The following is a 24,086-nucleotide window of genomic DNA, read 5'->3' on the forward strand; positions in this document are numbered from 1 at the left end:
TAATAGTCCGTAATTCTGTTGAAAGCACATCATAAAATGCCTTAAACACATAGCGACTCATGATCAACACAAATGTGGTCACCAAATAATGTATTAAAATAATAGACCTTGGAATTGTAAAATCAGGGAACACCCCAAATATTTGATTGAACAGCACCAAAGTTCCTATTAAAAAACTATAAATCGTAACTCCTAAAAACACATTAAAAGCATCTCTAGTACCCGTATGCCTGATGATGCCTTTATAGGAACCAACAGATAAAAAGGAAATGAGTGCAATTGATAAAACAATGGGTATTTGGATTATTAATGCTGAAAAATCAAAATTTAAGCTCACATTAAAACGGATCGAATAAGCCACTACAAAAGAAAAACCCACTAAAAAAATATCAATCCCTAAAACTAGCCATCTTGAAGCATACTTATTTAGCGCTTTTAAAAGTATCTTTTTTAACATAAAACTTATTTAAGACGAATTTACAAAAATTATTTAATTGATTAGGCTCTGTGAAACTACAAAAAAAATAACGCCTATAAATGCAAACTAATTAGCAAACAAATATCCGTTCTTTTTTTTAGTTGCTACTTATATAGAAGTATGCTCTATCCGCTTAAAAACCATATAATATAAAAGGCTAAAGAAGAATACAAAAAATAGCATCATCCCGTATTGAATCCACATCGATGCATCGTAGCTATAATAGATACTAATACTAACGCTCAATTGCAACATTGCGTAAACCCCTGAAACCTTTAAGTGTGACCACTTTTTAACATGTACTAATTTTTGATACAAATGAAGCCTATGAGCCTCTGTTAAATTTTCTTTGATAATGATTCTATATAATAATGTGTGGAGCGCGTCAGCCCCATAGACCACCACAGAAAATACGATTAAAGGAGATTTGGTGGCAATCACTAAAGAAACCCCTATAAAAAAAAGAATCATGGCAATTGTGATACTCCCAATATCGCCCGCAAAAAACCGTGCTTTCTTTCTAAAATTATAAAATCCAAAAACCAACAGCGAAAGAAATGTACACAGAATCAAATTAGCATCGACCACATTTAATTCTAAATTTATCAAATAAAAACCAAACAATACCACTATAGAATACAAACCTGTAATCCCATTGATGCCATCCATAAAATTATAAATATTTATAAAAGCGACCCCTAAAACTAAGAGGAAAGGTATTGCATAGTATGGAAAACTACCAATGCCTGCTTGATAAAAGATACTGAAAATAGCGATAAACTGAAAAGGCAGCCTAATTTTTGAGCTCAATGTTTTTAAATCGTCAATAAAACTAATCAAAGCAATTAAAAAGGTGCCTATCACAAAATAGGGATACTGGAAACCCTCTAGGATGAAAAAAATAAGAAGTGCAACTAAAAAAAGAATACCACCCCCTCGGATCGTATTTTTTGTGTGCGAACTTCGTTGGTTGGGTTTGTCTACAATATTAAAACGTTCCGCTATTTTAATGTATGCATAAGAAATAAGGAATAAGAGTAAAGTAACAAGGATTAAATTTTTCATAGTTAACGAAACGACTTTATGGTTTTTGTAATGCCCTCTATTGCTGATAAAGGCAATTCTTTCCCAATCGCCTTTTTTATTTTTTCATTAGAAACCACATAGTTTTCTGTTAGCTTCTGAAGCCTTTCTGAATTAATTGGTAAAGGAATTATATTACCAATTTTAGCAAAAAAATGCACTACACTTTTTGGTATCTTTAAAATTTTGGTAGGTTTATCAATAGCTAACCCGATGGTACTTACCAACTCATTTGTTGAAAGTGCCTCATTATCTGCAATATTGTATATCCCTGATTTAATTTGATCATTGTCTATCAACTCATTGATTATAAAACATAAATTTTCTACAGATACAAAAGATCTTTTATTTTCATATGCCCCAAAAGGATATGGAATACCTTTTGAAACAAAATTATACAGTAAATTAAGGTTTCCTTTGTTATTCGAACCATGAATCATACAGGGTCTTAAAATATACACTCTTTTATGTTTTGGAATTTTTTTGGATAAAATATACATTTCCGCGGCCAATTTAGATTTGCCATAAACGGTTATGGGATTTGGGGCAACATCTTCAATTAAAACTCCCTCAACTTCGTCTGCCACAGCTTTTACAGAACTCATGTATATAAAAACTTCACAATCGCTTTCTAAAAATTGATTAAAAAGTGTTTTTGTTAATTCTGTATTTATTTTAAAATATTCTTGATCGTCCGATGTTTTTTTTAAATCATGTGCTTTACCTGCCAAGTGAATCAGCGATTTAGCCTTGTTTAGAATCGTAGCATTTAGATTGCTATAATCAATTTCATTTTTTTTCGGATTTCTAGAAACCCCTACAATAACTTTATTTTTATTGCTAATATAGTTAGATAGATTAGCGCCCACAAATCCTTTATTACCTGTAATTATGTGTATATTCTTTTTCAAAATCTAACCTTTATTTAAAAAACCTATAATTTTCCAAAATCCTCTTAATTTTACTTTAAGGTAATTGAATTCAATATTGTTTATAATTAACGCTTTTTTTATTTCCTGTGAAATCAATTTATAGCTACTAAAACCAGAACTACTTACCCCCCCAATTAACATCGAGGTTGTGGTAATATCAGAAAACTTCCAAGAGATTTTATGCTTTAGAAAAAAACGCGTTATCAATTCATAATCAGCACCTATTTTAAAATCTAATTGGTAATTTCCATATTCTTCAAACAACGCTCTCTTAAAAAAGATCGAAGGATGTGCCGGCATAAAGCCGATTTTCAGTTTTTTTGGATTCCATTTTTTTGCTGAATACTTACGAACCGTCTTTCCTTCGGTATTAAACTGAATAATATTACCTACAGAAGCATCTACATCATTTTCTAGATGAAATTTTGCAATATTTTCTAAAACAGTATTATTTGTAAAGATATCATCCGAATTTAAAACCCCCACAAGGTCGCCAGTTGCAAGAGCGATTCCTTTGTTCATCGCATCATATAAACCTTTGTCTTTTTCTGATATAAATTTAGATATGATTTGTTTATAATTATTAATAAGCTTTTGTGTATGGTCAGAGGAGCCCCCATCAACCACTATATATTCAACATTTTTATAAATTTGGTTTTGAACAGATTGAAAAGTTTTTTCAATTGTTTTTGCGCTATTGTAACAAACGGTTATAATGGTTATTTTCATAACATAAAAAATATTTTTTATTTGATAAAGCATTAATAACTAAGATGTGATATAACTTAAAGGGTCTAATTATAGCAGCCTTTAGTTAGTTGCGTGCATATTAAATATAACAAAAGAGTGTTTGTAACCGAAATAGTTCTGTTGTTTTTTATATTACAATGGAAATTTTTAAGTAGTTATTTATTTATTATTTGTTTTAACGTATTTCATAAACGGCACTAATTTCTTAAAATATATGGTGTCTTCTTATGGGCTTAGTTTTACTTTTTGAAAAGTACTGACACTTTTTTTCGATATGCAATTGCAATAAACGGCAATAACATGTGTTTTCATAAAAAATTAATTTTGATCTAATGAGTAATTGTTATTGTCTTAAGAAAAATGAAAAGTAATTTTATCTTCAAATTTTTGAATGTCATGAAAAATAACATTGAGTATTTTAAAACAGCCGTTTTCAAACTTAACTTTGTCAAATCTTTCAATATACTCCAATAACTTAATATGTATATCATCTGTCGAATCAACAACAAAACCTAAATTATACTTTAAAACAAGTTCTGCTTGAAAACTTTCTGAATTGACAATCAAAGGTTTTTTATGCACTAAAGATAAGTAAAATCTATTGCTAGTTAATGTGTTAGACAAAACAGAAATGGGTAAAATAACATTAATAAAGTCAGATTCTTTAACAATGTCACCTTCATCATCTTTATTATATCTGCCTGAAAACAACACATTAAAGAATTTCATTTTTGAAAAATTTTTCAATTTTTCAGTAGCTAAACCACTGCCGGCAAAAGTCATTCTAATATTATCTTTATTTCCTAATGATTCAATTAATCTTGAATTAGATGTAAAATCTCTTATTTGACCAATCGTAAGAACATTAATCTTATTTGAATCTCTTTTAATTTCATTACCACAACTTAACATCAAAGCATTCTCGATTACTCTTTTTCTAACATTGTGCCCCATCACATAATTAGAATATTTAGGCAACCATTTTTTAAAACCCTCGGAAGAAATAGTGGTAAATATTGAATTACGAATAAGATTAGCTACTTTCTTTTTCACAAAAGGATACATAGGCGAATAATCTCTAATATCAAATATATAACGACTTTTAAATTCCTTTTTTAAATAATTACCTAAAAAGCATCCCATTACAATTGTATGAACAGTCAAAAAATCATAGTTATTACTTTTTAAACATTTTACAACAAAGCGTGAAAAAAGCCAATAATCATAATTCTTCTGAACCATAGAGTTTGACTCTGGACCAGAGTAATTATAAAGATGCATTCTATCAGTATTTGTTAACGCTGTATAAATTTGATTTCTATCCCAGCAAATAATTTCATAATTGACCTCCATTCTATCAAAAACATCAATGTAATTCTTAATATAGGGAACTGATTCTATTACGTTTGGGATAATTATTGCGATTTTCATATATTAAATCTGGGCTTTTATCTGTACATTAAAATAAAAAAATCTACTTAATTTCTTAAACTATTCAATTTATAGTAGCTTTTTGGAAATAAAACCTTAAACCAAGCTGTAATAAAAACTATCGGATAACGGTATGGGAAAAATCTCTTTTGAAACAGTAATGATTCTTTAAACTCCAATCCAAGAGGCCCATACAAAAATTTAATTCTTTCTTTTAAAGTAAGCGAGTTGAACTTAAAATAGCCATCTTCTTGATGATCATCTTCACAGATGCCTTGAAATCCTTTTAATATAAAAAGTGGCATTTTATTGACATAGGCATTATATGTATAATCATAATCGGCAATACTATGTATGTAACTTTTATGTAAAATCCCTATTTTATCAACTACATCTTTTGAAACATACGTTATATTAGCATTTCCTAAATGACATTCTTGATAGCTATCTGTTGGTTGCAACCAAACTGTTGTATTCAAAAACTTATTTATAAAAACAGAACCACCGTAGGTCAAAGAAGTTTCTTCCGAATTAGTAGTTGATCCTACATAAATCCCACCTTTTCCATACTTATTGTAAGAATATAAATTTGCTTCAAAGATTTGCTCAAAAACATTTTCAAAAACCAGGGTATCATCATTAAGCATTAAATAACCCTCAAATTTATACTTCAATGCTTCATTCCATGAACGCCTCATTCCTCCCGCCCAATAAAGTGAGCCCGATCCTTTTAAAACAGTAATATCTCTGTCCAAAAATTCGTCAAGTATTGCCTCAATTGTGCCGTCTGTGCACCCATCATCCGTTAAATAAAGTGATATAATAAAACCGCCATTATTTATTTCATATGCTTTATAGAGGTTTCTTAAACATTGTAAAGTTTTTTCTTTACGATTATGACATGTAATTAATACAGCTAAAGATTTCATGATTTTTTTTTATAATACAGGAATTAATACAATACACTAAAAATGATTTATAAAATAATATAAATACTTATTATATGATTAAAGTTTGTTATCTGATTATGTCTTTCTTCGGCTACTCAAATTCCATTTTTCTGACATTTTTTTGGCCAAATAATCACCAGTACAAATTTTACATATATTTCAAGAAAATAAAAACTAGTAATATATCAGAAATAAAATTATTTATTTTCAACTGTCATATTTTACTAAGATATAAATACAAATAAATTGGGATTAATAAAATTAAAGGCATGACAAGCGAAGCTACAGAAGAATAAAATATTGCTAATAAAGGAACCTGTAACAGTAAAATTATTATAAATGCATTTTTCAGAGACATGGCATTTCCAATTGGCCTTAATTTCTTTACTATAAGATAATAAAATATGGCTAAAATAAATGTAATTATATATCCAAAATCATAAACCAATTCGCTTACTAACCCGTTAAACAACCAATAATTATCGGGCAACATTTCTTCTCTAATTTCTAAATAATTATATTCATTTATAATACCGTATTGTTCAAGTAAACTTAATAAAGCTGAAAAGGAAGCTTGCCCATTAAATGTTTCAAAATTATAATCGTCGAGAATTCTCATACCATTCACATGTGACTGAGAGAGGTAATCGAAAAGACTAAATGCAGTTGGGTTTTGTATTATAGAGGATCTAGGGATCTTGTTGCTATAAGATATGTTTTCATCAAACCGATTGTATGAAATTGAAACAAATAAAAAGATTAAAATTGAAACAAAAATTGTCGAAATTCTAAAAATTTTTTTTCGAATTTTCTTGTCAAGCGAATTTTTAAACATAAAAAATGCAAGAAAATATAGTAATACATAATTTACAATTGTCCACCTTGAAAAAAATGTTAGTCCGTAAAGTACTATGTTTAATGATAAAATAAAACAATATATGGACATTTTATAACTTCCTTTTTTTAAATAATAAAAATGAAGCACGATCAAAAAATAACTTAAAGAATGCAAATAATATGCTAGTAAATAACCCTTTACAAAAATTGGAAATTGATCATATAGGATGTCCATAAAGTCACCCGAATATTTTAATTCATTTATTTCATCAAAAAACGTGAATACAAATATTGAAATAATTACGAGTGAAATAAATATAATTAAATTTACCCCCAGTAAAAAAATGGTGACTTTTCTAATTTTAGTTTCTCTTAGATAAACTATTTCTTTAATATTTTTATATTTCCTCCAAGGTGAAATAATGAGTACTAAAATTAAAATTGTAAAACAAGTATTGAACGCTGTTGTAAATGAATCAACTACATAATACTCACCCACAAAATAAACTCCAGAAAGAGATAAAACCTGCAGACCATAAAGAAATGACGCAGCAGACTTATTTTTAAAGTTAGAGATATATAAGCTAATAAAAACGAATAGATTAATCATAAATTTCGTAAAATGGGTAAATATATATATAAAAATGACTGCCACCTACTTAAATATATCTTTTAAATTGCTTTTAATTGTTGGTTAAACTACTGCTAATAATTCATTTTAACTTTCCTACTATCTTTTTAAAATCGTTATTTAAACCTCACGTTACATCTATTTTACTATTTCAAACATAAAACAATACTACTAGCTAACTGATACACATCATAAAATATAGAATCTGATTTCCTCATTCAATTAAATTATCTAAAATTTTGAATCTCTAGATGATAACTGACTAAAACAACAAATAATAACCTACTAATGAAAATACCTTTTTAAGGATAGATATTCTGTTGTATTGATAAACTTTAATTTCATTTTCTATATATACATGTCATAAATCTTACAAACAAAGCGCTATAAAACCACGTCCTTCTTTCATACTTTATTATTTAACATTTTACAGGTTCTTAGGTATTTATTGAAAATAATTAGAAGTTCTGATGATTGCTATCCTTATTTGCAATTTATTTATTTGAACTCTTCTACTCATTTTAAAAAATTCTCTCACTTTTAATCACATGAGGTTTTCAATCTTAAAAAAATTACTGTGTCTCAAAAAAATAATTTTACACCTTTTTTGAGTTCTATTTAAGCTCATTAGCTGTAATCATACGTATGCTTGTAAAATTAATAATATCGTTAAATTCATAACAAGCAGAAAAAGAAACAACTACTATGGCAACTGTTTTATTGAAACTCCATTGAACTTTTCTAACCATCTTTTTATATTCTATACAATTTGATTTGCATGTTGTGCGTGGTAATTCCCTTTCTAACATCTTGTTTTACTGACACTTTTATGGTTAGGTGTTTGCGTTGATTTTCTTTTGGTAAAGCTAAAAAAAACATATGATTATCTATGCATAAAACTGTTTTTTGAGCTAATTTATACCTAAAAATAGTATAAACGTCTTGCGTAAATATTCTGCCTTTTATTGCAACTTGTAAGTGTATATTTCCTTTTTTATCCCAACATGTCAGAATTGCTACCTTATCTTGATTGATACCTCATTTCTTTATTATAAAGACACTTTTTTCTCTTTTTTTCGTTTTCGTTTTATCTTTTGATTTACTTTTTCTGAGAATTCAATAAAAAGATCATTACTCACAAATTCCTGACAACATTTGTTCTTTTTAGAATTACCCAAAGTGGCAAGGATTTTAGGCCTCCAATCAATAGAACTATGTTTGCTAATGCATCTTTGTATAACACATTTATCAAAGTATATCCTTCCAATATATTAGGAGTTTAAACTTTTAGTGACTCCTTCTTCTTTAAATAAGCGGTTATAGTGTTTATACTTGCTTTGAAATTTCTCCTACAAGTATTGCAAACAGCAAGTTTTATTTTTTACTGACGATCACTTTTCCTCGTCTTTGTAAAAACAATGAGGAAACTTAATGTGCAGCTGCTTTTTCTTTGTTTTGTTCTTTTGCAATAGAGCGACTTCATTATCAAATAAACTTCAATCCTTTATAACACAAAAATAAATAATATATTTATTAAACTAAAGCTAGATAATTTAATAAAGGCTCATCCAACTTTACTAAATTGGCTTGTCCAGCAATAATTAATGATTCTGACATTTCTACTCCTGTTAAATCTAAAAGCAAAACCTTACAGCCAAATAAGGGAGCCTCAAATACTGCTGTAGAAAAGACACCAATAACATAGGTTGATTCAGAAAACAAATCATACACTGAAGCTTCATTATTAACCAAAGTCAAATTATCAAACTCTGATATCAAAGGCTCCATTATACGCATAGCAATATTAAAATCTTCTACAGGGTGTAATTTGTAAATTATTTTCCACTCTCTTAATTCGGATAAATTACAAGAGAGATATTCTAAAATTTCCTTTGAGTTGTATGGCTGAGATACTATGAGTATTTGATTCTTTTTCTTCTCTTTCTTTTTATTTTTTTGCAAAAGATACTCTAGATGCTTGTTTGGAAATTTTACGATATTTTTATCCGATAAAGGTAATTTACTTGTGTACATATTTAAATTATTCCAGATATAAAACTTGTTCGGAAAATACTCCAAACTATCTTCCTTAGTATAGGGATAATTTGCAATTAGCCCTTCTTTTGTAATTAACCCATGCTGTAGTTCATTAACCACAATACCGCAGTCTTTAGCTGCCTTTATCAGTGCACATTTGTCTACGGAACTTATCAAATAAATCTGATTAGCTCTTTTCAGTTTAAATAATAATTTGTAAAGCGGATATTGAGATTTGAATCTAATGATTTCTTGCTTAAAAACCTCTCTTAAATTTAGAGAAGCTCCTAGTGCCTTTTTAAGTTCCTTTTCAATTTTATTAATTAACTCTAAGTCCGTGGTTGTAAATTTTACACGAATCAACTTAGACTTAACCTTTGATACTAAATTAATAAAATCTAAATTTCTAGAAATATCATTTTTAACTTTAATACGATAATCTACACTGGGCAGAATGTATTCTTGACACTTCACTCCATCACTCTCAAGATCTTCACGGAAATAACTGGTATAAATATCTAAATACTTCCCATCAACATAATTATTCCTCCCACTCCGAAAAACTAAAGCATCAGATTTTTCAAAATCGAAAAAAGGATTTCTTGAAAATAAAACTTGATTAATTTTTTTTAAAAGTTTAAATACACTTACTCTTGGCTTTATGTAATCAATGTTATTTGGAACAATGACATCTAGTAATCTTAAATATATTATTGACCTACAGGCTTGCCATACAAAAACGCCATCTATCTCTAAACCAAGTAAATTGTACTTATGCTCGAGTTCAAGGATTGAATTAGTTATTCCTTTCAAGTTTTCATGGTTACTATTCATAAAAAAATTATTTTTCTCTTGTTGCTTTAAACGTTAAATAAAACCCTAAAATTAGTGAAATAAAACTTGCCAATAATAAACCATAAGCGACACCTATAAACCTTATTGAAAAGTATTTTGCTCCTATATATGTTAAAATCACTAAAATTAAGGAGCTTGTTATTTGATAGATAATAATGTAATTCCATCTTTTCATACTCCACAATGCGTTTACACCAATCACACTTCCTTTAAACATTCCTGCAAAAATTAATATTTGCATTATTGGAATACTTAACACATAATCTGGGAATAAATTAGAAACTGCAATTGGAATCAAATAATATCCAATAATTGATAAAGGGATTTGAATTAATAATAGAAGTACTGTAATTTTTTTAACCAACAACCACAATGCATTTTTATCTCCATTTTTAGCAAAAGCATAAGTCATTTTAGGGTATATATAACTTGCAATTGACGTAGAAAATAGCATAAAGGAACTAAAAGCAAAAAAACCAAAAGAATACAAACCCACCTCTGTTAAACTTGCGTATTTTAACAACCAAATTTTATCTGCAGTTGCCGCAATTGATGCAATATAGGCCAAACCAAAAATAGGAAAACCTACCTTTAACAGCTTTATGAATGCTTTTTTATTCCATAACAAACGAACCCGAATAGGTCTGTAAAAATGGAGTAACAACACATAAATTAATAAGGCTACTACTGCTTTCATTAGTAACCCATAATATGAAAAATAAACCACAAAAGATAGCGTAGTAATATTTACCAATGCATCTATTAACTGAATATACCCTAGTTTTGAAAAAGAATCATTTGAGCGAAAAGTACTCATCAAATAGTTTTGATAGTAGCTCAATGCAATCACCATTGTAACAGCTAATATTCCATATTTTATTTTGATATTTTCTTCTGGGTAAAAAACAAAACAGAGAAAACCTAAAATAAAAACTAGAACTGATGAGATTAAGGTAAACATTTGGGCAGTACCCGCCATTAAAACCCCTCCTCTCTTATCTTCTTTACCATAAGCCAGTGGAAGTTCTAAGTTTAAACCATTGATAATACCTGCTTGTAAAAAAAGAGCATAGGTCAACGCCAAGTTTATAGTGGTCCACAATCCAAAATCATCCGGAGCCACAAATTTAGCAATGGCAAAACCCACAATTAATTGAGCTATAGATTTAGCAACTGAGCCACCAGAGTATAGTATTGGAGTTTTATACTTATTGTAAAGGTTTTTTATCTTTTGCATACAATCACTTATTGGTTGGTAATAAAACTTGTTCAAGCATCTTGAATAAATTTCAAAAAATTATAGACTAAATCCGTCATCAACAACAATATTTTGACCGTTTACATATTTAGATAAATCTGAGAGTAAGTATAATAAGGTTCCAGAAATATCTTTTGCTTCTAACATCCCTTTATTCATACAAAAATCCTGATACGCTTTTAGGAAACTTTCTGGTTGCTGATCTTTTAAACCGCCTAAAGAGACAGCATTTACCCTAATGTTTTTATTTTTAAAATACTTTGCCATATATTTTGTTAAGTGCAGCAAACCAGACTTTATAGCAACATATTCTACCGGTGTAGTCATAGATGTATCCTTATATATTTCAAATCTTGGAGCTACTACGCCATATATAGAGGACATATTTACAATATTTCCAAAACCCTGTTTATAAAAATATTTTGCAAATAACTGAGATGACAAAAAGTAACCACCAAGATTCATCCCTAAATTATCACAGAAATCATCGTATTCAACATCAAAAAAATGTTTTCCGTAATTTTTATTTCTGGGATATGCACTATTTACAATGGCATCTATCTTACCAAACTTTTGATGTACATTATCTATCAAAACTTTAAGCGATTTTTTAGAGGTAATATTTACCTTCTCAATAATTAATTGATCATTATTTATTTCCCTTTTAAACTCCTCGGCGAGTGCGATATTGTACTCTGCAACTATCGCCGTTCCTCCATTTTCTATAATCATTTTACAGAAATCTCTACCGAGTAGTCCTGCCCCACCTGTTACTACTACTATTTTATCTCTTAAAAGCATAATTCTAGCACTTTATATCCCTCTTCAATTGTATTAAATGTATTCTTCTTTTGTGTTATATTTTTTATAAAAAAGCGCATTTGATTCGTGTACATGTCCATAATTTCTTGTGGTTCAGCATATATTTCTTTATTGTTAAATCTAATTTTATTCTCTATTAAATCTAAAAGGTAGGTTCCTTTATCTGTAAGCACTTCAAAAGTTCTCTTTGTATCTTTTCGATAATAATTTAAAACCACATTCGCATTAAACTGCTCATAAGTCCATAAGTAATTTGCGTAATCGTACGCAGTTATAGCTAAACTAGATGTAGCACCAAATGTTTTCTTGGTCAAGATAGGTTTGCCAAAAATCCAATATATATAATCTAATTCATGTATTAAATCTATGTGCACACCTCCACCTTGCTCTTTATTTGCACTATATACCTCTTTATAGTTTACATTTGGCCTCCAATTAGGCAAGTAAGAACCACAATACACATTCACCTCTTCAATGCGTTTCCCCAATAACAGAGATTTCATTTCTATTATACCTTTGTGAAACCTTAAATTGCAGGCAATATAAGTTGAATTATTTCTATTTATTAAGTCTACTAGTTCAGCTTCTTTAGGGCCTTTTTTACTAAATAATGGTTTCTCTATAAAAAGTGGTATGTTAAATTTATAGACCTCTTTAAGCGTTTCAAAATGAACATTTGTAGGATTTGATATCATGATAAAGTCAAGGCCTAATATTTCAATATCCTTTAATGAATACAACTGTTTTATACCATTCTCTTCCTTTGAAATTGCGCGTCTTAATGCATAGATTTCCACCTTAGAATCCACCTTTCTTAACGCTAAAATATGTTTGTTAGCAATAGACCCTAAACCAATTATTAAAACCTTCATAAATTAAATTTAAAATCTAATTTATTATTTTTTAGCAGATACTCCATAAAATCAAAATCTATTGGATGGTCTATATCAAAACAAACATGTTCCATTTCAAAAACTATAGAATAATTCGTTATTACGGTCTTATAATTTTGATTAAAAAAAGAGTCCTTATAAATATAGAAGGATGCATTCATTTCAAACACTTGTGGTGCTTCTTGACGACTTAAAAACTCTCCTTTTTTGCATAAATTACAGAAACCATCTTTAGTTTCTTCAACCATATTGAAATAAGGATTCTTATTTGCAACGTTCACAGAAAAAATATTGAATGCCCTTGTATTGTTCTTTAATTTTTCTAACGCTAAAAAGATATCTTTTGCTGTTCTTAGAGGAGAACTAACATCTAAATCTATCGTGTAGTCATAGGTTTTATTGTATTTTTCAGACATAAAATTTTTCACATCTACTATTGCCTCTAACTTACCAGATTGATCTGTTGCTAAATACTCTGGTCGTGTATAGTTTAACTCTATATTGGCGTTATCAAATTCCGAGACAACCTCTTTAATATCCTTTGAATCTGTGGATAAAACTACATCACAATTTTTAAATGCATTATTTTCTTTTAATTCATTGATTAAACTAAGTGTGTAATATATTAACGGTCTACCTAACAAATTTTTAATATTTTTATTAGGAACTCCTTTAGAACCTCCGCGAGCACAAACAGTAATTAGTATATTCATTATTCAATTAGAATTTAATTTGATTGATATCTACTTGTGCTTTTTCAAAATCTTCGTGTTTGCCAACATCTAACCAATAGCCTGACAAGGGATACGAAATTACTTTTTTATTTTCTTTGATTAATTTTTCCATTAGATCAGTCGCATTGTAAAAAATTTCTTTTGGTATGTATTTTAAAACAGCTCTTTTCATCAAATATATACCCCCATTAGAGTAATACGTATACGACGGTTTCTCTTTAAAATTAGTTATTTGCCTTTTATTTGTTTCCAATACGGCGTAAGGTACACTTACTTTATAGGGTATTGTAACTACAGAGAAATCAGCATCCTGCTCTAAAAAATCTACAAAAAAATGTTCGTAATCTAAGTTGGTGAGAATATCTGAATTTGTCAATAAAATATAATCGTGCTCGAAATTCTTAATTTTCGATACCGCACCTATTGTTCCCAAAGGGACCTCCTCCCATACGTACTCTATATTTCTATTTTTATTATTTCCATTCCCAAAATATTCTTCAATTTGTTCTCCGAGATATTTGACAGAAAACCAATAATCATCGATTCCATATAAAGCTAGCCTGTCTATATTATGCTCCATTATAGCTTTATCACCTACCTTTAAAAGTGGTTTAGGGACTGTGTTAGTTAAAGGTTGCAATCGTGTACCTCGTCCACCAGCCATTATTACTGCATCCACTGGTAAATAGGATCTTGTTTCTCTAAAGTTTATAACATTTACAAGTTTACTTTCTTTATCTAAGACCGGTAGTATTCTAAAATTACCTTCACGGTACTCAATTACTTTTTTAATATCTCTATCTCCTTTTCTAATGAATTTAGGACTGGACTGTATGATACTATTTACGAGGTCCTCTATTGTAATTCCTTTTAAAAGACCTCTACGAACATCTCCATCCGTTAGTGACCCAATTAAAACATCCTGGTCATTTACAACAAAAAGAATGGCATCTTTTGCTAATAGCTCTAGCTTTTCTAAGGCTTTTTTTATGGTCTCTCCTGAAGTTATAAGATGATCTCTGAAATTTCTCATATTTCTTTTTTTATTACTTTTACAATCTTTTTTGCTGTGTGCTCTTTGAAATAGATATTTCCTCCTTTATATTCACCAAACTTTATACATCTATTCATAGCTTTTAAAATTTCTGCACATTTAAAAGAAGTATTCACAATGTTCTTACTTTGCGCTCTTCCTTCTTGTCTTCTGCCTACATTAACAACGTACTTCTTAAAAGATGCTGCTTCAATTATACCGCTAGAAGTATTGCCTAAGAGAAATTTTGAATAGTACATCGCCGAAAAATAATTTTCCTTTCCAAAATTCTCTATTAAAAATACTTTTTCTTCTTTCCCCTCTTTTAGTAAAAGAAGTTGTTCTCTATAAACTGAACCCATAGTATCTGCATTGGGCATCGTAATGACTAAATTTATCTGTTTGGATAACTGTTCTAAAGCTCTTTTCATTTCTATTGCAAACACTCTATTTTCCTCAAAAGCATTTGTTTCAGGGTGAAATGTAATTAAACAATATGGTTTATTTACTATTTTAAATTTTAATAAAAACTCCTCTTTTTTTATGGGTATAAAATCTTTAATATTAGAAATACTTAAAGAACCAACATTAAAAATATGTTGGTCGGACTCAATTAAATCAGCAACCCTAGATTTAAATTTATTTGTGGATGTAAAGTGAATTTTAGCTGCTAATGAGATCTGATGTCTGTAGATATTATCTGTAGCCCCTAAAGTCGTTTCTCCTCCATGTATATGAGAAAACTTAATTCCAAAAGGAATACCAGCTTGCACAGCTGCACTCATTTCATATCTATCACCAAGACAAAAAACTAAATCATATGTATTGAGATTCCAAAAATCCGCAAATTTAAGCACTGTAAGTCCGTAGGCTGAAGCTATTGAAACTTCGTTATCGTCCACTATTAATGAACTAATTTGATGTATTTTAACTTTATATTTATTTTTTATGCTATCTAAAGTATATCCGTGAAACTTAGAAAGATGTGTTCCAAACGCTATTATATCTAATTCAATAGTGTCTTCTATAATTAATTCATCAATAAGAGATTCATAAATACCGAAGTCTGCTCTCGAACTCGTTAATATTGCTACTTTCATATTAAATCATTCCAAATTAATTTATGAAATGCATTCACATCTTTATTGACTACTCTTCCAATAACTTCATCATACTTCATGGTTGAAATACCATCACCAGGCCTTAAGGGAATGAGATCATCTTCTGTTATTAAGGTTCCTTTTGTTACGCTATTCTTCAAATGAATACTTTTCCTAGCGATACTTTTATTTTTCACTTCACTTTCACTCGCTTCCTTAATTCCGTTTCCACTAAGCGCCGATTCTATATTTCTTATTGCTAAAACCATCGCTTTCAATTCATTTGGTTCCAGTGAAGCCCTATGATCTGGACCTGGAAAATTGCGGTCTAATGTAAAATGTTTTTCTATCACTGTGGCGCCTAAAGCTACAGCTGCAATAGGTACTTCAATTCCTAAAGTATGGTCTGAATAACCAACTTTAACTCCAAAAGCTTGTCCAATCGTATTCATTGCTTTCAAATTAACATCTTTCATTGGTGTTGGATATTCTGTATTACAATGTAAAACAGTAATATCTGAACGCAATGTACCGTATTTCATTAGCGTATTTATAGCTTGTTCAATATCTGTCAAATTACACATTCCTGTGGATAATATAATTGGCTTACTTTTTAAAGCAATGGCTTTTAAATACGGGTAATTGGTAATTTCTCCACTAGGCACTTTAAATATAGGGAAATTTAAACTCTCTAAATAATCTATTCCAGCAACATCGAACGCGGTTGAGAAGAAATCAATACCTTTTCCTTTACAATAATCAATTAACTCGACATGATCCTGATGACTTAATTCTAATTTTTTAAGCATCTCATACTGAGTAGCATCTCTATCTTTCGTGTTTTTAATTTGATAATCGGCTTTTTTAGCTTGTGGGCTAACAATACTGTCTGCTTTAAATGTTTGAAATTTAACCAAATCAACCTTCGCTTCTACCGCTACATCAATCAATTTCTTTGCTGTATTGATGTTGCCATTATGATTTACTCCAGCTTCAGCTATTATTAGTACTTTTTTCATTATTTAATAAATTTACCCGCACTAATTACACTATTTTTTTCTATAATTATTCCGTTTGAAATGGTTGCATTACTTCCTACAAAGGTTCCCTTTTTTATCAAAGAATCTCCATTTACAATAGCTCCAGTAGAAATATGACAAAAATCTTCAATTTTAACATTATGTTCTATGTTAGCTTTGGTGTTTATGATACAATGTTTTCCTATCTCTGCTGCTGCATTAACGAATGAATGATGCATTATAATAGTCCCTTCACTTATAACAGCGTGCTTTGAAACATACGCTAAAGGTGAAATTACTTTCGCTAATTGTGCCTTACTTTTTTTTAATACGAATGAAATTTTTTCTCTTATTGCATAGTTTTTTATCTGACCAACTGTTATCAAAAAAAACGTATTATCGTCAATTAGATTTCTAATTTCATCATCACCTCCTAAAATAGGATACCCTAGAATCTCTTTATTTTTGGTTGAAGAATCCAGGATCCCTTTAATAAGGTATCTATTTTCTCTCTCTACGACATCTATAACAGACAAACAATGGCCTCCTCCTCCTAAAAGGATTAGCTTTGGTTTGTTTAAATTATGATCTAACACTACTCGGTATATTTACAATCCTTTCTTCTAAAAATAATGCATTTGTTTGGTGGTCTTTCTGACAATTTTTATACATGGGTAATCTGTGCATTAATTGCCAAATTGGTCTTGTCATTACTCCGGAAGCATTCGTTTCTTCTAAAAATAAATCTCTTTCTTTTTTATCGTTTAGCTCTACGCACATTAACCAATAATTTGCTTTCGTATTTTCTGTTTCTGTCCTAAATTTAATTCCTTTATTTTCAAAGAATTTTACATATTCTTTTGCTAAAGCTCTTTTGTTGTCTAAAAAATAGTCTAACTGCTCTAATTGAGCACAAGCTAAAGCTGCATTTAGATTGGGCATTCTAAAGTTATACCCTATTTCATTATGCACATATTCATAAGGATGCGGCTCTTTTGCTGTTGTTGTTAGAAACTTTGCTTTTTCACCTAACACTAAATTATTGGTTACTATTGCACCACCTCCGCCACAAGTAATTATTTTATTACCGTTAAAAGATATTGCACCAACTTCGCCAAAACCTCCAGTTGGTTTTCCTTTATACTGGCTACCTAAGGACTCGGCTGCATCTTCCACTATAGGTATTCTCCATTTCTTACAAACCAAAATAAGTTCATCAAGATGCACTGGAAAGCCAAAAGTATGCATTGGCATGCACGCTGCAATCTTTCTTCCTGTTTTTTTATTGTAACAAAAACCATCTTCTCTCAAATCGCCATATTCTTCTAAAAAGCTATTTACCGCTTTAGGCGATAAGCCCATCGTATCAAGATCAACATCCAAAAAGATAGGATGTGCATTATTATATGCTATTGCATTCGCTGTTGCTACAAAAGTTAAGGCCTGTGTTATTACTTCGTTTCCTTTTTCAACACCTACTAACCTAAGCCCAACTTGTAAAGCTGCTGTGCCATTAACAACTGCTATCGTTTTTTTAGCTTGCGTTATTTTACTTAATGTTTCTTCAAATAAATCAACATATGCACCTACACTAGAAACAAAAGTTGTGTCTATACAATTTTCTAAAAACAATTTTTCTTTACCTCCAAAAGTAGGGACGTGTAAAGGTATAAATTCTTGTGTATTGAATTTATTTCTAATAAAATTAATTAACTCTTTGCGCATTACATTTTAGAATCTAATGATTTACCTACTTCTTTATGATCAAAATTGATTAAAAAATCTTTCATTATTTTTACAATATCTGCTTTAGTGGTTGATGTATCCTCAAAAGCTTGTTTTAATAATTTTAGCAGCAGATTTATTTCTGACATTGGTCTAGGAATTAAGTTTGTTACAACACCTAGTGCTTTATATCTATCTAATTCAACTTCTTCTCCAGCTGTGTAAAACTCTTCATATGGTTTTTCTCCGGTCGTATTACTATCAGAATAATAGACAGGATAATGAACTGTTATTTCCTTCGATTTCTGAATTGCTTCTTGTTCAGAATTACATTCGTTCACCTTAAAACCATGTTCATTCAATAGCTTATTCGCCATATCTGAAAAAGTCATCACTTGTTCTTTTTTCAACTTTGGAAAATATATTTCCCCTGATTTTCCTAGGATACAAGCCAACAAACATATTTGTCCACTTTCCTCTGGCGAAACGAAATAACGTGTTACGTCTTTGGGAGCAGAAATGGGTTGGCCTTTTGAAATCCTTTCTAAAAAACCAGCAGGTAATGAACCGTTAGAAAAAGCAACATTAGCAAAACGAGCTGTAGTAACGGGATATTTTTGAGAAAAAGTCATAATCATGTCTTCCATGATCTTTTTACTACCTCCCATAATATTTACGGGATTAGCTGCCTTATCGGTAGAAACACAAAAAAAACGTTGTGGTGGATATTGTTCTAAAATATCTAATAATGCTTTCGCATTAATTATATTATTATTAATTAAAGCTTCCACAGAAAAGCGATCTTTTTCACTCCTAACGTGTTTATGGGCAGAAAAATTTGCTACAATATCAAACCCTTTTCTTTCTTTAAACATTTTGTAAAAAACAGGATCAGCATAATTCATTGGATAAGTAATGTACTCTTCTGGAACGAAAAGCTCTTCAGTACTTCTCAAATCTCTTGTTAATTCTGTCAATCCATTTTCATTAATATCAACAACCACCAATGATTTTGGCTTAAATTTCACTAATGCTCTAATATAAGAGCTACCTATAGTACCCGCTCCTCCAATAACTAAAACTGTCTTGTTTTTTATACTATGACTAAGTTCTTCAAAATTATTTTGAATATCCCAAGCAAACATGCTAGTGTCTCTTTTAGTAACATGAGTCGATATAAATTTACTTATATTTAACATAATTAATTTTAATAGTTCTGTAAAAAAGGCAGGTGACCTTTTGAATTATTTATAAATATAATTTTAACAACGCTTAAAGTAACTTCTTATCTCATTCAAAATGATTTGAAATAAAGGACTTACTTATAATTATTGATGTATTTGAAATTATTCAGCTTGTTTCAATATTTCATGACCTGCCTTTAACAAAACAAGATCTTTTTTCATTATTGAAACATCACTTTCCATCATATCTTTTACTAAAGATGCCAAGTCATGCTCAGGCACCCAGCCTAATTTATTCTTGGCTTTTGATGGGTCCCCTATTAACAAATCAACCTCTGTTGGACGAAAATAAGAAGGATCAACAGATAAAACCTCTTTACCTATTTCAACTTGGAAATCTTTATGATTACAAGCTACAACGTATGCTTTTTCATCTACTTCTTCTCCTTTAAATTCTACCTCTATTCCAACTTCTTTAAAAGCTAACCGCACAAAGTCTCTTACGGTAGTAGTTATGCCTGTTGCAATTACCCAATCTTCAGGTTCCTCTGCTTGTAAAATCATCCACATCATACGCACATAATCTTTGGCATGACCCCAATCACGTTTAGCATTTAAATTGCCTAAAAAGAATTTTTCTTGCAATCCTAGGGCTATTTTTGCTACAGCACGGGTAATTTTTCTTGTCACAAAAGTCTCTCCTCTTCTTGGTGATTCATGGTTGAATAAAATACCATTACACGCAAACATGTTGTAAGCTTCTCGATAGTTTTTAGTGATCCAAAATCCATAAATTTTAGCCACACCATAAGGCGAGCGAGGATAAAAAGGAGAATCTTCATCATAAAAACCTCTTTCATTTTTATTTTCTGGCATCCCTCCGTATAATTCAGAAGTAGAAGCTTGATAAATTCTTGTTTTCTTTTCTAAACCCAAAATACGTACCGCTTCTAAAATTCGTAATGTTCCCAGTCCATCAACATTCCCTACATATTCTGGCGTATCAAAAGAAACAGCAACATGCGACATCGCTCCCAAATTATAAATTTCATCGGGTTGACATTCTTGGATAATGCGAGTCAAATTCATTGCATCCGTTAAATCTCCGTAATGCAATTTTAACCTTTGATCTGGATCATGTGGATCCTGGTATAAATGATCGATTCTAGCGGTATTAAAAAGTGATGATCTTCTTTTAAGTCCATGCACCATATACCCTTTTTCTAATAGCAATTCTGCTAAATAAGAGCCATCTTGCCCCGTAATCCCTGTAATTAATGCAACTTTCATGTTTTTTTCGTTGTTTGCTAACCGTTGTTCGATGTTCGATGTTCGTTTTTTGATGGTCGTATTTAGATATTTGTTCAACGATTCTCGTTGTTCGTTGCTCGCTTTTCGTTGTTTACTTTATAGCATTTCGGCGAATCTCGAAGAACGGTAAGCGATTTACGTTGTTTGTTTCTCGTTGTTCCTTGTTTGCTCTATGTAATACAAGACAATCTCGGCGGCCGATAAACGATGGACGGTAATCGTTGTTCGTTTCTCGTTGTTCGTTGTCAGTCTCTCTACATTCGTTTTTACCCGAAACTGTCGATAAACGAAAAACGGTAATCGATAGACGACTTACGTTGTTCGATTCTCGTTTCACGATGGACGATTCTCGATGTTCGTTTTTACCCGAAACTGTCGATAAACGATAGACGAAAAACGGTAAATGTTTCGCGATGGACGAGAAACGATAATCGAAAAACGCTCTTCTTATTTTATTGTACGCTTGTACCAAGACTAAAAATTTCAAAACCTATAGCCTTCATATCACTTTTCTTCAATATTTTTCTACCATCAAAAATAAAAGCTGGTTTTTTCATATTCTTATAAATCCTCTCCCAATCATACTCTTTGAACTCATCCCAATCTGTTAAAATTGCTACTGCATGCGCATCTTTCATTGCTTCATAAGGATCATTAGACTTCTTTAGAAAAGTTTTATTTTCTTCAGCACTTCTAGTGTTTAGATAATCCAAATCACCATAAATCTGACTCTCTTTTACTTTTGGATCATATACAACAACATTTGCATGTTCTTCTAATAGATGGTCTGCAACATAAATTGATGCTGATTCTCTCGTATCATTGGTATCCTTTTTAAAGGCCCATCCAAGAAAGGCAATTTTCTTTCCTGAAACGGTATTGAATAATGTTTTTACAATAGTATCTGAAAAACGTTTCTTCTGATGATCATTCATAATGATTACTTGCTCCCAATAATCAGCTACCTTGTCTAAACCATAAGATTTAGCAATATATACTAAATTTAAAATATCTTTTTGAAAGCAAGAACCCCCAAAACCAACAGATGCTTGCAAGAATTTTGGTCCAATTCTGCTGTCTGTTCCTATTGCTCTAGCTAATTCATCAACATCTGCACCAGTAACTTCACACAATTCAGAAATTGAATTAATAGAGGATACTCTTTGTGCTAAAAACGCATTGGCTGTTAATTTAGACAATTCTGAAGACCAAACATTAGTTGTTAAAATTCTTTCTGCAGGAATCCAATTCGCATAAATAGCGACCAATGCTTGTATAGCTTCTTTGCCTTCGGCTGTCTGTAACCCTCCTATTAAAACCCGATCTGGATTCAATAAATCATCAATTGCCGTGCCTTCTGCTAAAAACTCGGGATTAGATAATATTTGAAAATTCACACCATTTCCTGTATTTTCTACAATAGTTTTAATCGTCTCTGCAGTTCTAACAGGTAAGGTAGATTTTTCTACTATTATTTTATCAGATGTTGCTACTTCCGCAATTTGTCTTGCACAAAGTTCTACATATTTTAAATCGGCTGCCATTCCTTTTCCTTTTCCATAGGTTTTGGTAGGTGTATTCACAGAGATGAAAATCATATCTGCTTTCGCTATAGCTTTGTTAACATCAGTAGTAAAAAATAAGTTTCTACCACGTGCCCTTTTAACTACTTCATCTAGCCCGGGTTCATAAATAGGTAAGTTATTTAAATCGACATCATTCCAATCAGCGATTCTCTGTTGATTTAAATCAACAACTTCCACTCGTATATCAGGGCACTTATCAGCGATCACAGACATTGTTGGCCCCCCAACATAACCAGCTCCGATACAACAAATGTTTTTTATTTTCATAACTCTTTTATTAATCTTATTAAAATCGTTTTTCGATTCTCGTTGTTCGATTCTCGATATTCGATGGTCGATTTTCGTTGTTCGATGTTTGTTGTTCGTTGTTCGTTGTTCGTTTTTAACGAAACTGTCGATAAACGAAAAACGTTTCACGATGGTCGCTTTTCTCCAGCCTGTCGATGAACAATAAACGGTAAACGTTTCACGATAAACGACACCCCTACTTTAACGATTTAATCAACTTAAACAACATCATTTTAATCCTTGTACAAATTTCAAGCAATTCAACATATTTGTCTTCACTTATATATTTTAAATCTTTTGCCAAAAACAACTGATAATTTGCTTCTTCCAAAGAACCTTTTGCAATATACAAAAATTGAATAAACTCCTTTTTATATTGCCTTCCTTGTCCTTCTATTATATTGGTTGGAACACTGCTTACGCTTCTTCTAACTTGACTGGTTAAACCATACATCTCTGGAGAAGGGAAGTCTTTTGAAACCTTATACACCTCCAATGTTAGTTGATGTGCTAATTTCCAAACTTCCAGTTTTGATTCCATTTTTTTTTGTTCGTTTTTCGTTTTTCGATGTTTGCTCTATCCATACTATTGAATCTCGACAAACGCTAAGCGATGGACGATAGTCGATGTTCGATTTCCGTTGTTCGTTTCTCGATGTTTGCTCTATCCATACTATTGAATCTCGACAAACGGTAAGCGATGGACGATAGTCGATGTTCGATTTTCGTTGTTCGTTTCTCGATGTTTGCTCTATCCATACTATTGAATCTCGACAAACGGTAAGCGATGGACGATAGTCGATGTTCGATTTTCGTTGTTCGTTTCTCGATGTTTGCTCTATCCATACTATTGAATCTCGACAAACGGTAAGCGATGGACGATAGTCGATGTTCGATTTTCGTTGTTCGTTTCTCGATGTTTGCTCTATCCATACTATTGAATCTCGACAAACGGTAAGCGATGAACAATTTTCGTTGTTCGATTCTCGTTTCACGATGGACGATAAACGGTGAACGATGGTCGATAGTCGATTTTCGTTGTTCGTTGTTCGTTTTTCGATGTTTGCTATATTCCCTTTTCTCGAATCTCGGAAAACGATAATCGATTTTCTCCAGCCTGTCGATGAACGATGGACGAAAAACGGTAAA

The 24,086-nt window shown here is 30.8% G+C and carries 21 protein-coding genes and 1 pseudogene; all 22 read right to left on the reverse strand.

From position 1 onward, the window contains the following. A pseudogene (locus tag ES044_RS15525) lies at window positions 1-457 on the reverse strand (polysaccharide biosynthesis protein); the annotation flags it as partial. A 129-nt stretch (window positions 458-586) separates the two neighbouring features. Then, window positions 587-1,543 (reverse strand): MraY family glycosyltransferase, encoded by a 957-nt coding sequence (locus ES044_RS15530; RefSeq protein WP_147120431.1) that lies wholly within the window; start codon window positions 1,541-1,543, stop codon window positions 587-589. Window positions 1,544-1,545: 2 nt separating this feature from the next. Further along, complete coding sequence (locus ES044_RS15535) at window positions 1,546-2,472, reverse strand: NAD-dependent epimerase/dehydratase family protein (protein ID WP_223269256.1); 927 nt, start codon at window positions 2,470-2,472, stop codon at window positions 1,546-1,548. 3 nt (window positions 2,473-2,475) lie between these two features. Next, window positions 2,476-3,222 (reverse strand): glycosyltransferase family 2 protein, encoded by a 747-nt coding sequence (locus tag ES044_RS15540; RefSeq protein WP_147120432.1) that lies wholly within the window; start codon window positions 3,220-3,222, stop codon window positions 2,476-2,478. Between the two features lie 372 nt (window positions 3,223-3,594). Continuing rightward, window positions 3,595-4,674, reverse strand: coding sequence for a glycosyltransferase family 4 protein (locus tag ES044_RS15545; protein ID WP_147120433.1), 1,080 nt, complete (start codon window positions 4,672-4,674; stop codon window positions 3,595-3,597). 47 nt (window positions 4,675-4,721) lie between these two features. Beyond that, complete coding sequence (locus ES044_RS15550; RefSeq protein ID WP_147120434.1) at window positions 4,722-5,603, reverse strand: glycosyltransferase family 2 protein; 882 nt, start codon at window positions 5,601-5,603, stop codon at window positions 4,722-4,724. A 235-nt stretch (window positions 5,604-5,838) separates the two neighbouring features. Continuing rightward, window positions 5,839-7,071: an O-antigen polymerase gene (locus ES044_RS15555; RefSeq protein WP_147120435.1), complete on the reverse strand. Its 1,233-nt coding sequence runs from the start codon at window positions 7,069-7,071 to the stop codon at window positions 5,839-5,841. A 635-nt stretch (window positions 7,072-7,706) separates the two neighbouring features. Beyond that, window positions 7,707-7,841 carry a hypothetical protein gene (locus tag ES044_RS19290; protein ID WP_262712573.1) on the reverse strand — a complete coding sequence of 45 codons (135 nt, stop codon included), beginning with the start codon at window positions 7,839-7,841 and terminating at the stop codon, window positions 7,707-7,709. 784 nt (window positions 7,842-8,625) lie between these two features. After that, complete coding sequence (locus tag ES044_RS15560; protein WP_147120436.1) at window positions 8,626-9,963, reverse strand: hypothetical protein; 1,338 nt, start codon at window positions 9,961-9,963, stop codon at window positions 8,626-8,628. Between the two features lie 7 nt (window positions 9,964-9,970). Then, on the reverse strand, window positions 9,971-11,221 hold the full coding sequence (locus ES044_RS15565) for an oligosaccharide flippase family protein (protein ID WP_147120437.1): 1,251 nt from the start codon (window positions 11,219-11,221) through the stop codon (window positions 9,971-9,973). Window positions 11,222-11,281: 60 nt separating this feature from the next. Continuing rightward, the gene (locus ES044_RS15570; protein WP_147120438.1) at window positions 11,282-12,043 is read right to left on the reverse strand and encodes an oxidoreductase; all 762 of its coding nucleotides are present in this window, start codon (window positions 12,041-12,043) and stop codon (window positions 11,282-11,284) included. Continuing rightward, window positions 12,034-12,936 (reverse strand): Gfo/Idh/MocA family protein, encoded by a 903-nt coding sequence (locus ES044_RS15575; protein WP_147120439.1) that lies wholly within the window; start codon window positions 12,934-12,936, stop codon window positions 12,034-12,036. The genes ES044_RS15570 and ES044_RS15575 overlap by 10 nt, the downstream gene beginning before the upstream one ends. Then, window positions 12,933-13,670 (reverse strand): cytidylyltransferase domain-containing protein, encoded by a 738-nt coding sequence (locus ES044_RS15580; RefSeq protein WP_147120440.1) that lies wholly within the window; start codon window positions 13,668-13,670, stop codon window positions 12,933-12,935. Before ES044_RS15580 ends, ES044_RS15575 begins: the two co-directional genes overlap by 4 nt. 7 nt (window positions 13,671-13,677) lie before the next feature. Continuing rightward, window positions 13,678-14,724 carry a nucleotidyltransferase family protein gene (locus ES044_RS15585; RefSeq protein WP_147120441.1) on the reverse strand — a complete coding sequence of 349 codons (1,047 nt, stop codon included), beginning with the start codon at window positions 14,722-14,724 and terminating at the stop codon, window positions 13,678-13,680. Further along, window positions 14,721-15,824, reverse strand: coding sequence for a UDP-N-acetylglucosamine 2-epimerase (gene neuC, locus ES044_RS15590; RefSeq protein ID WP_147187347.1), 1,104 nt, complete (start codon window positions 15,822-15,824; stop codon window positions 14,721-14,723). The genes ES044_RS15585 and neuC overlap by 4 nt, the downstream gene beginning before the upstream one ends. Continuing rightward, a complete protein-coding gene (gene neuB / locus ES044_RS15595; protein WP_147120613.1) occupies window positions 15,821-16,843 on the reverse strand; it encodes an N-acetylneuraminate synthase in 1,023 nt (340 codons plus the stop codon). The genes neuC and neuB overlap by 4 nt, the downstream gene beginning before the upstream one ends. Further along, window positions 16,843-17,439 (reverse strand): NeuD/PglB/VioB family sugar acetyltransferase, encoded by a 597-nt coding sequence (locus ES044_RS15600; protein WP_147120614.1) that lies wholly within the window; start codon window positions 17,437-17,439, stop codon window positions 16,843-16,845. Before ES044_RS15600 ends, neuB begins: the two co-directional genes overlap by 1 nt. Next, the gene (locus tag ES044_RS15605) at window positions 17,426-18,568 is read right to left on the reverse strand and encodes a LegC family aminotransferase (RefSeq protein ID WP_147120615.1); all 1,143 of its coding nucleotides are present in this window, start codon (window positions 18,566-18,568) and stop codon (window positions 17,426-17,428) included. The genes ES044_RS15600 and ES044_RS15605 overlap by 14 nt, the downstream gene beginning before the upstream one ends. Beyond that, the gene (locus ES044_RS15610; RefSeq protein WP_147120616.1) at window positions 18,568-19,767 is read right to left on the reverse strand and encodes a polysaccharide biosynthesis protein; all 1,200 of its coding nucleotides are present in this window, start codon (window positions 19,765-19,767) and stop codon (window positions 18,568-18,570) included. Before ES044_RS15610 ends, ES044_RS15605 begins: the two co-directional genes overlap by 1 nt. A 147-nt stretch (window positions 19,768-19,914) precedes the next feature. Continuing rightward, window positions 19,915-21,042 carry a GDP-mannose 4,6-dehydratase gene (gene gmd / locus ES044_RS15615; protein ID WP_147187350.1) on the reverse strand — a complete coding sequence of 376 codons (1,128 nt, stop codon included), beginning with the start codon at window positions 21,040-21,042 and terminating at the stop codon, window positions 19,915-19,917. A 473-nt stretch (window positions 21,043-21,515) separates the two neighbouring features. Next, window positions 21,516-22,916 (reverse strand): nucleotide sugar dehydrogenase, encoded by a 1,401-nt coding sequence (locus tag ES044_RS15620; RefSeq protein WP_147120617.1) that lies wholly within the window; start codon window positions 22,914-22,916, stop codon window positions 21,516-21,518. A 217-nt stretch (window positions 22,917-23,133) separates the two neighbouring features. After that, a complete protein-coding gene (locus tag ES044_RS15625; RefSeq protein WP_147120618.1) occupies window positions 23,134-23,478 on the reverse strand; it encodes a four helix bundle protein in 345 nt (114 codons plus the stop codon). Between the last annotated feature and the right edge of the window lie 608 nt (window positions 23,479-24,086).

It is taken from the genome of Polaribacter sp. IC066, from assembly GCF_007997085.1.
Lineage (GTDB): Bacteria > Bacteroidota > Bacteroidia > Flavobacteriales > Flavobacteriaceae > Polaribacter.

What these genes read in the sequence shown, in the direction of transcription:
- neuB (WP_147120613.1), bottom strand. Translation starts at nt 16,843, where the DNA reads ATGAAAAAAGTACTAATAATAGCTGAAGCTGGAGTAAATCATAATGGC.
- neuC (WP_147187347.1), bottom strand. Translation starts at nt 15,824, where the DNA reads ATGAAAGTAGCAATATTAACGAGTTCGAGAGCAGACTTCGGTATTTAT.
- ES044_RS15555 (WP_147120435.1), bottom strand. Translation starts at nt 7,071, where the DNA reads ATGATTAATCTATTCGTTTTTATTAGCTTATATATCTCTAACTTTAAA.
- ES044_RS15625 (WP_147120618.1), bottom strand. Translation starts at nt 23,478, where the DNA reads ATGGAATCAAAACTGGAAGTTTGGAAATTAGCACATCAACTAACATTG.
- ES044_RS15540 (WP_147120432.1), bottom strand. Translation starts at nt 3,222, where the DNA reads ATGAAAATAACCATTATAACCGTTTGTTACAATAGCGCAAAAACAATT.
- ES044_RS15605 (WP_147120615.1), bottom strand. Translation starts at nt 18,568, where the DNA reads ATGCGCAAAGAGTTAATTAATTTTATTAGAAATAAATTCAATACACAA.
- ES044_RS15585 (WP_147120441.1), bottom strand. Translation starts at nt 14,724, where the DNA reads ATGAGAAATTTCAGAGATCATCTTATAACTTCAGGAGAGACCATAAAA.
- gmd (WP_147187350.1), bottom strand. Translation starts at nt 21,042, where the DNA reads ATGAAAGTTGCATTAATTACAGGGATTACGGGGCAAGATGGCTCTTAT.
- ES044_RS15530 (WP_147120431.1), bottom strand. Translation starts at nt 1,543, where the DNA reads ATGAAAAATTTAATCCTTGTTACTTTACTCTTATTCCTTATTTCTTAT.
- ES044_RS15545 (WP_147120433.1), bottom strand. Translation starts at nt 4,674, where the DNA reads ATGAAAATCGCAATAATTATCCCAAACGTAATAGAATCAGTTCCCTAT.
- ES044_RS15560 (WP_147120436.1), bottom strand. Translation starts at nt 9,963, where the DNA reads ATGAATAGTAACCATGAAAACTTGAAAGGAATAACTAATTCAATCCTT.
- ES044_RS15550 (WP_147120434.1), bottom strand. Translation starts at nt 5,603, where the DNA reads ATGAAATCTTTAGCTGTATTAATTACATGTCATAATCGTAAAGAAAAA.
- ES044_RS15565 (WP_147120437.1), bottom strand. Translation starts at nt 11,221, where the DNA reads ATGCAAAAGATAAAAAACCTTTACAATAAGTATAAAACTCCAATACTA.
- ES044_RS19290 (WP_262712573.1), bottom strand. Translation starts at nt 7,841, where the DNA reads ATGGTTAGAAAAGTTCAATGGAGTTTCAATAAAACAGTTGCCATAGTA.
- ES044_RS15570 (WP_147120438.1), bottom strand. Translation starts at nt 12,043, where the DNA reads ATGCTTTTAAGAGATAAAATAGTAGTAGTAACAGGTGGGGCAGGACTA.
- ES044_RS15620 (WP_147120617.1), bottom strand. Translation starts at nt 22,916, where the DNA reads ATGAAAATAAAAAACATTTGTTGTATCGGAGCTGGTTATGTTGGGGGG.
- ES044_RS15610 (WP_147120616.1), bottom strand. Translation starts at nt 19,767, where the DNA reads ATGTTAAATATAAGTAAATTTATATCGACTCATGTTACTAAAAGAGAC.
- ES044_RS15580 (WP_147120440.1), bottom strand. Translation starts at nt 13,670, where the DNA reads ATGAATATACTAATTACTGTTTGTGCTCGCGGAGGTTCTAAAGGAGTT.
- ES044_RS15575 (WP_147120439.1), bottom strand. Translation starts at nt 12,936, where the DNA reads ATGAAGGTTTTAATAATTGGTTTAGGGTCTATTGCTAACAAACATATT.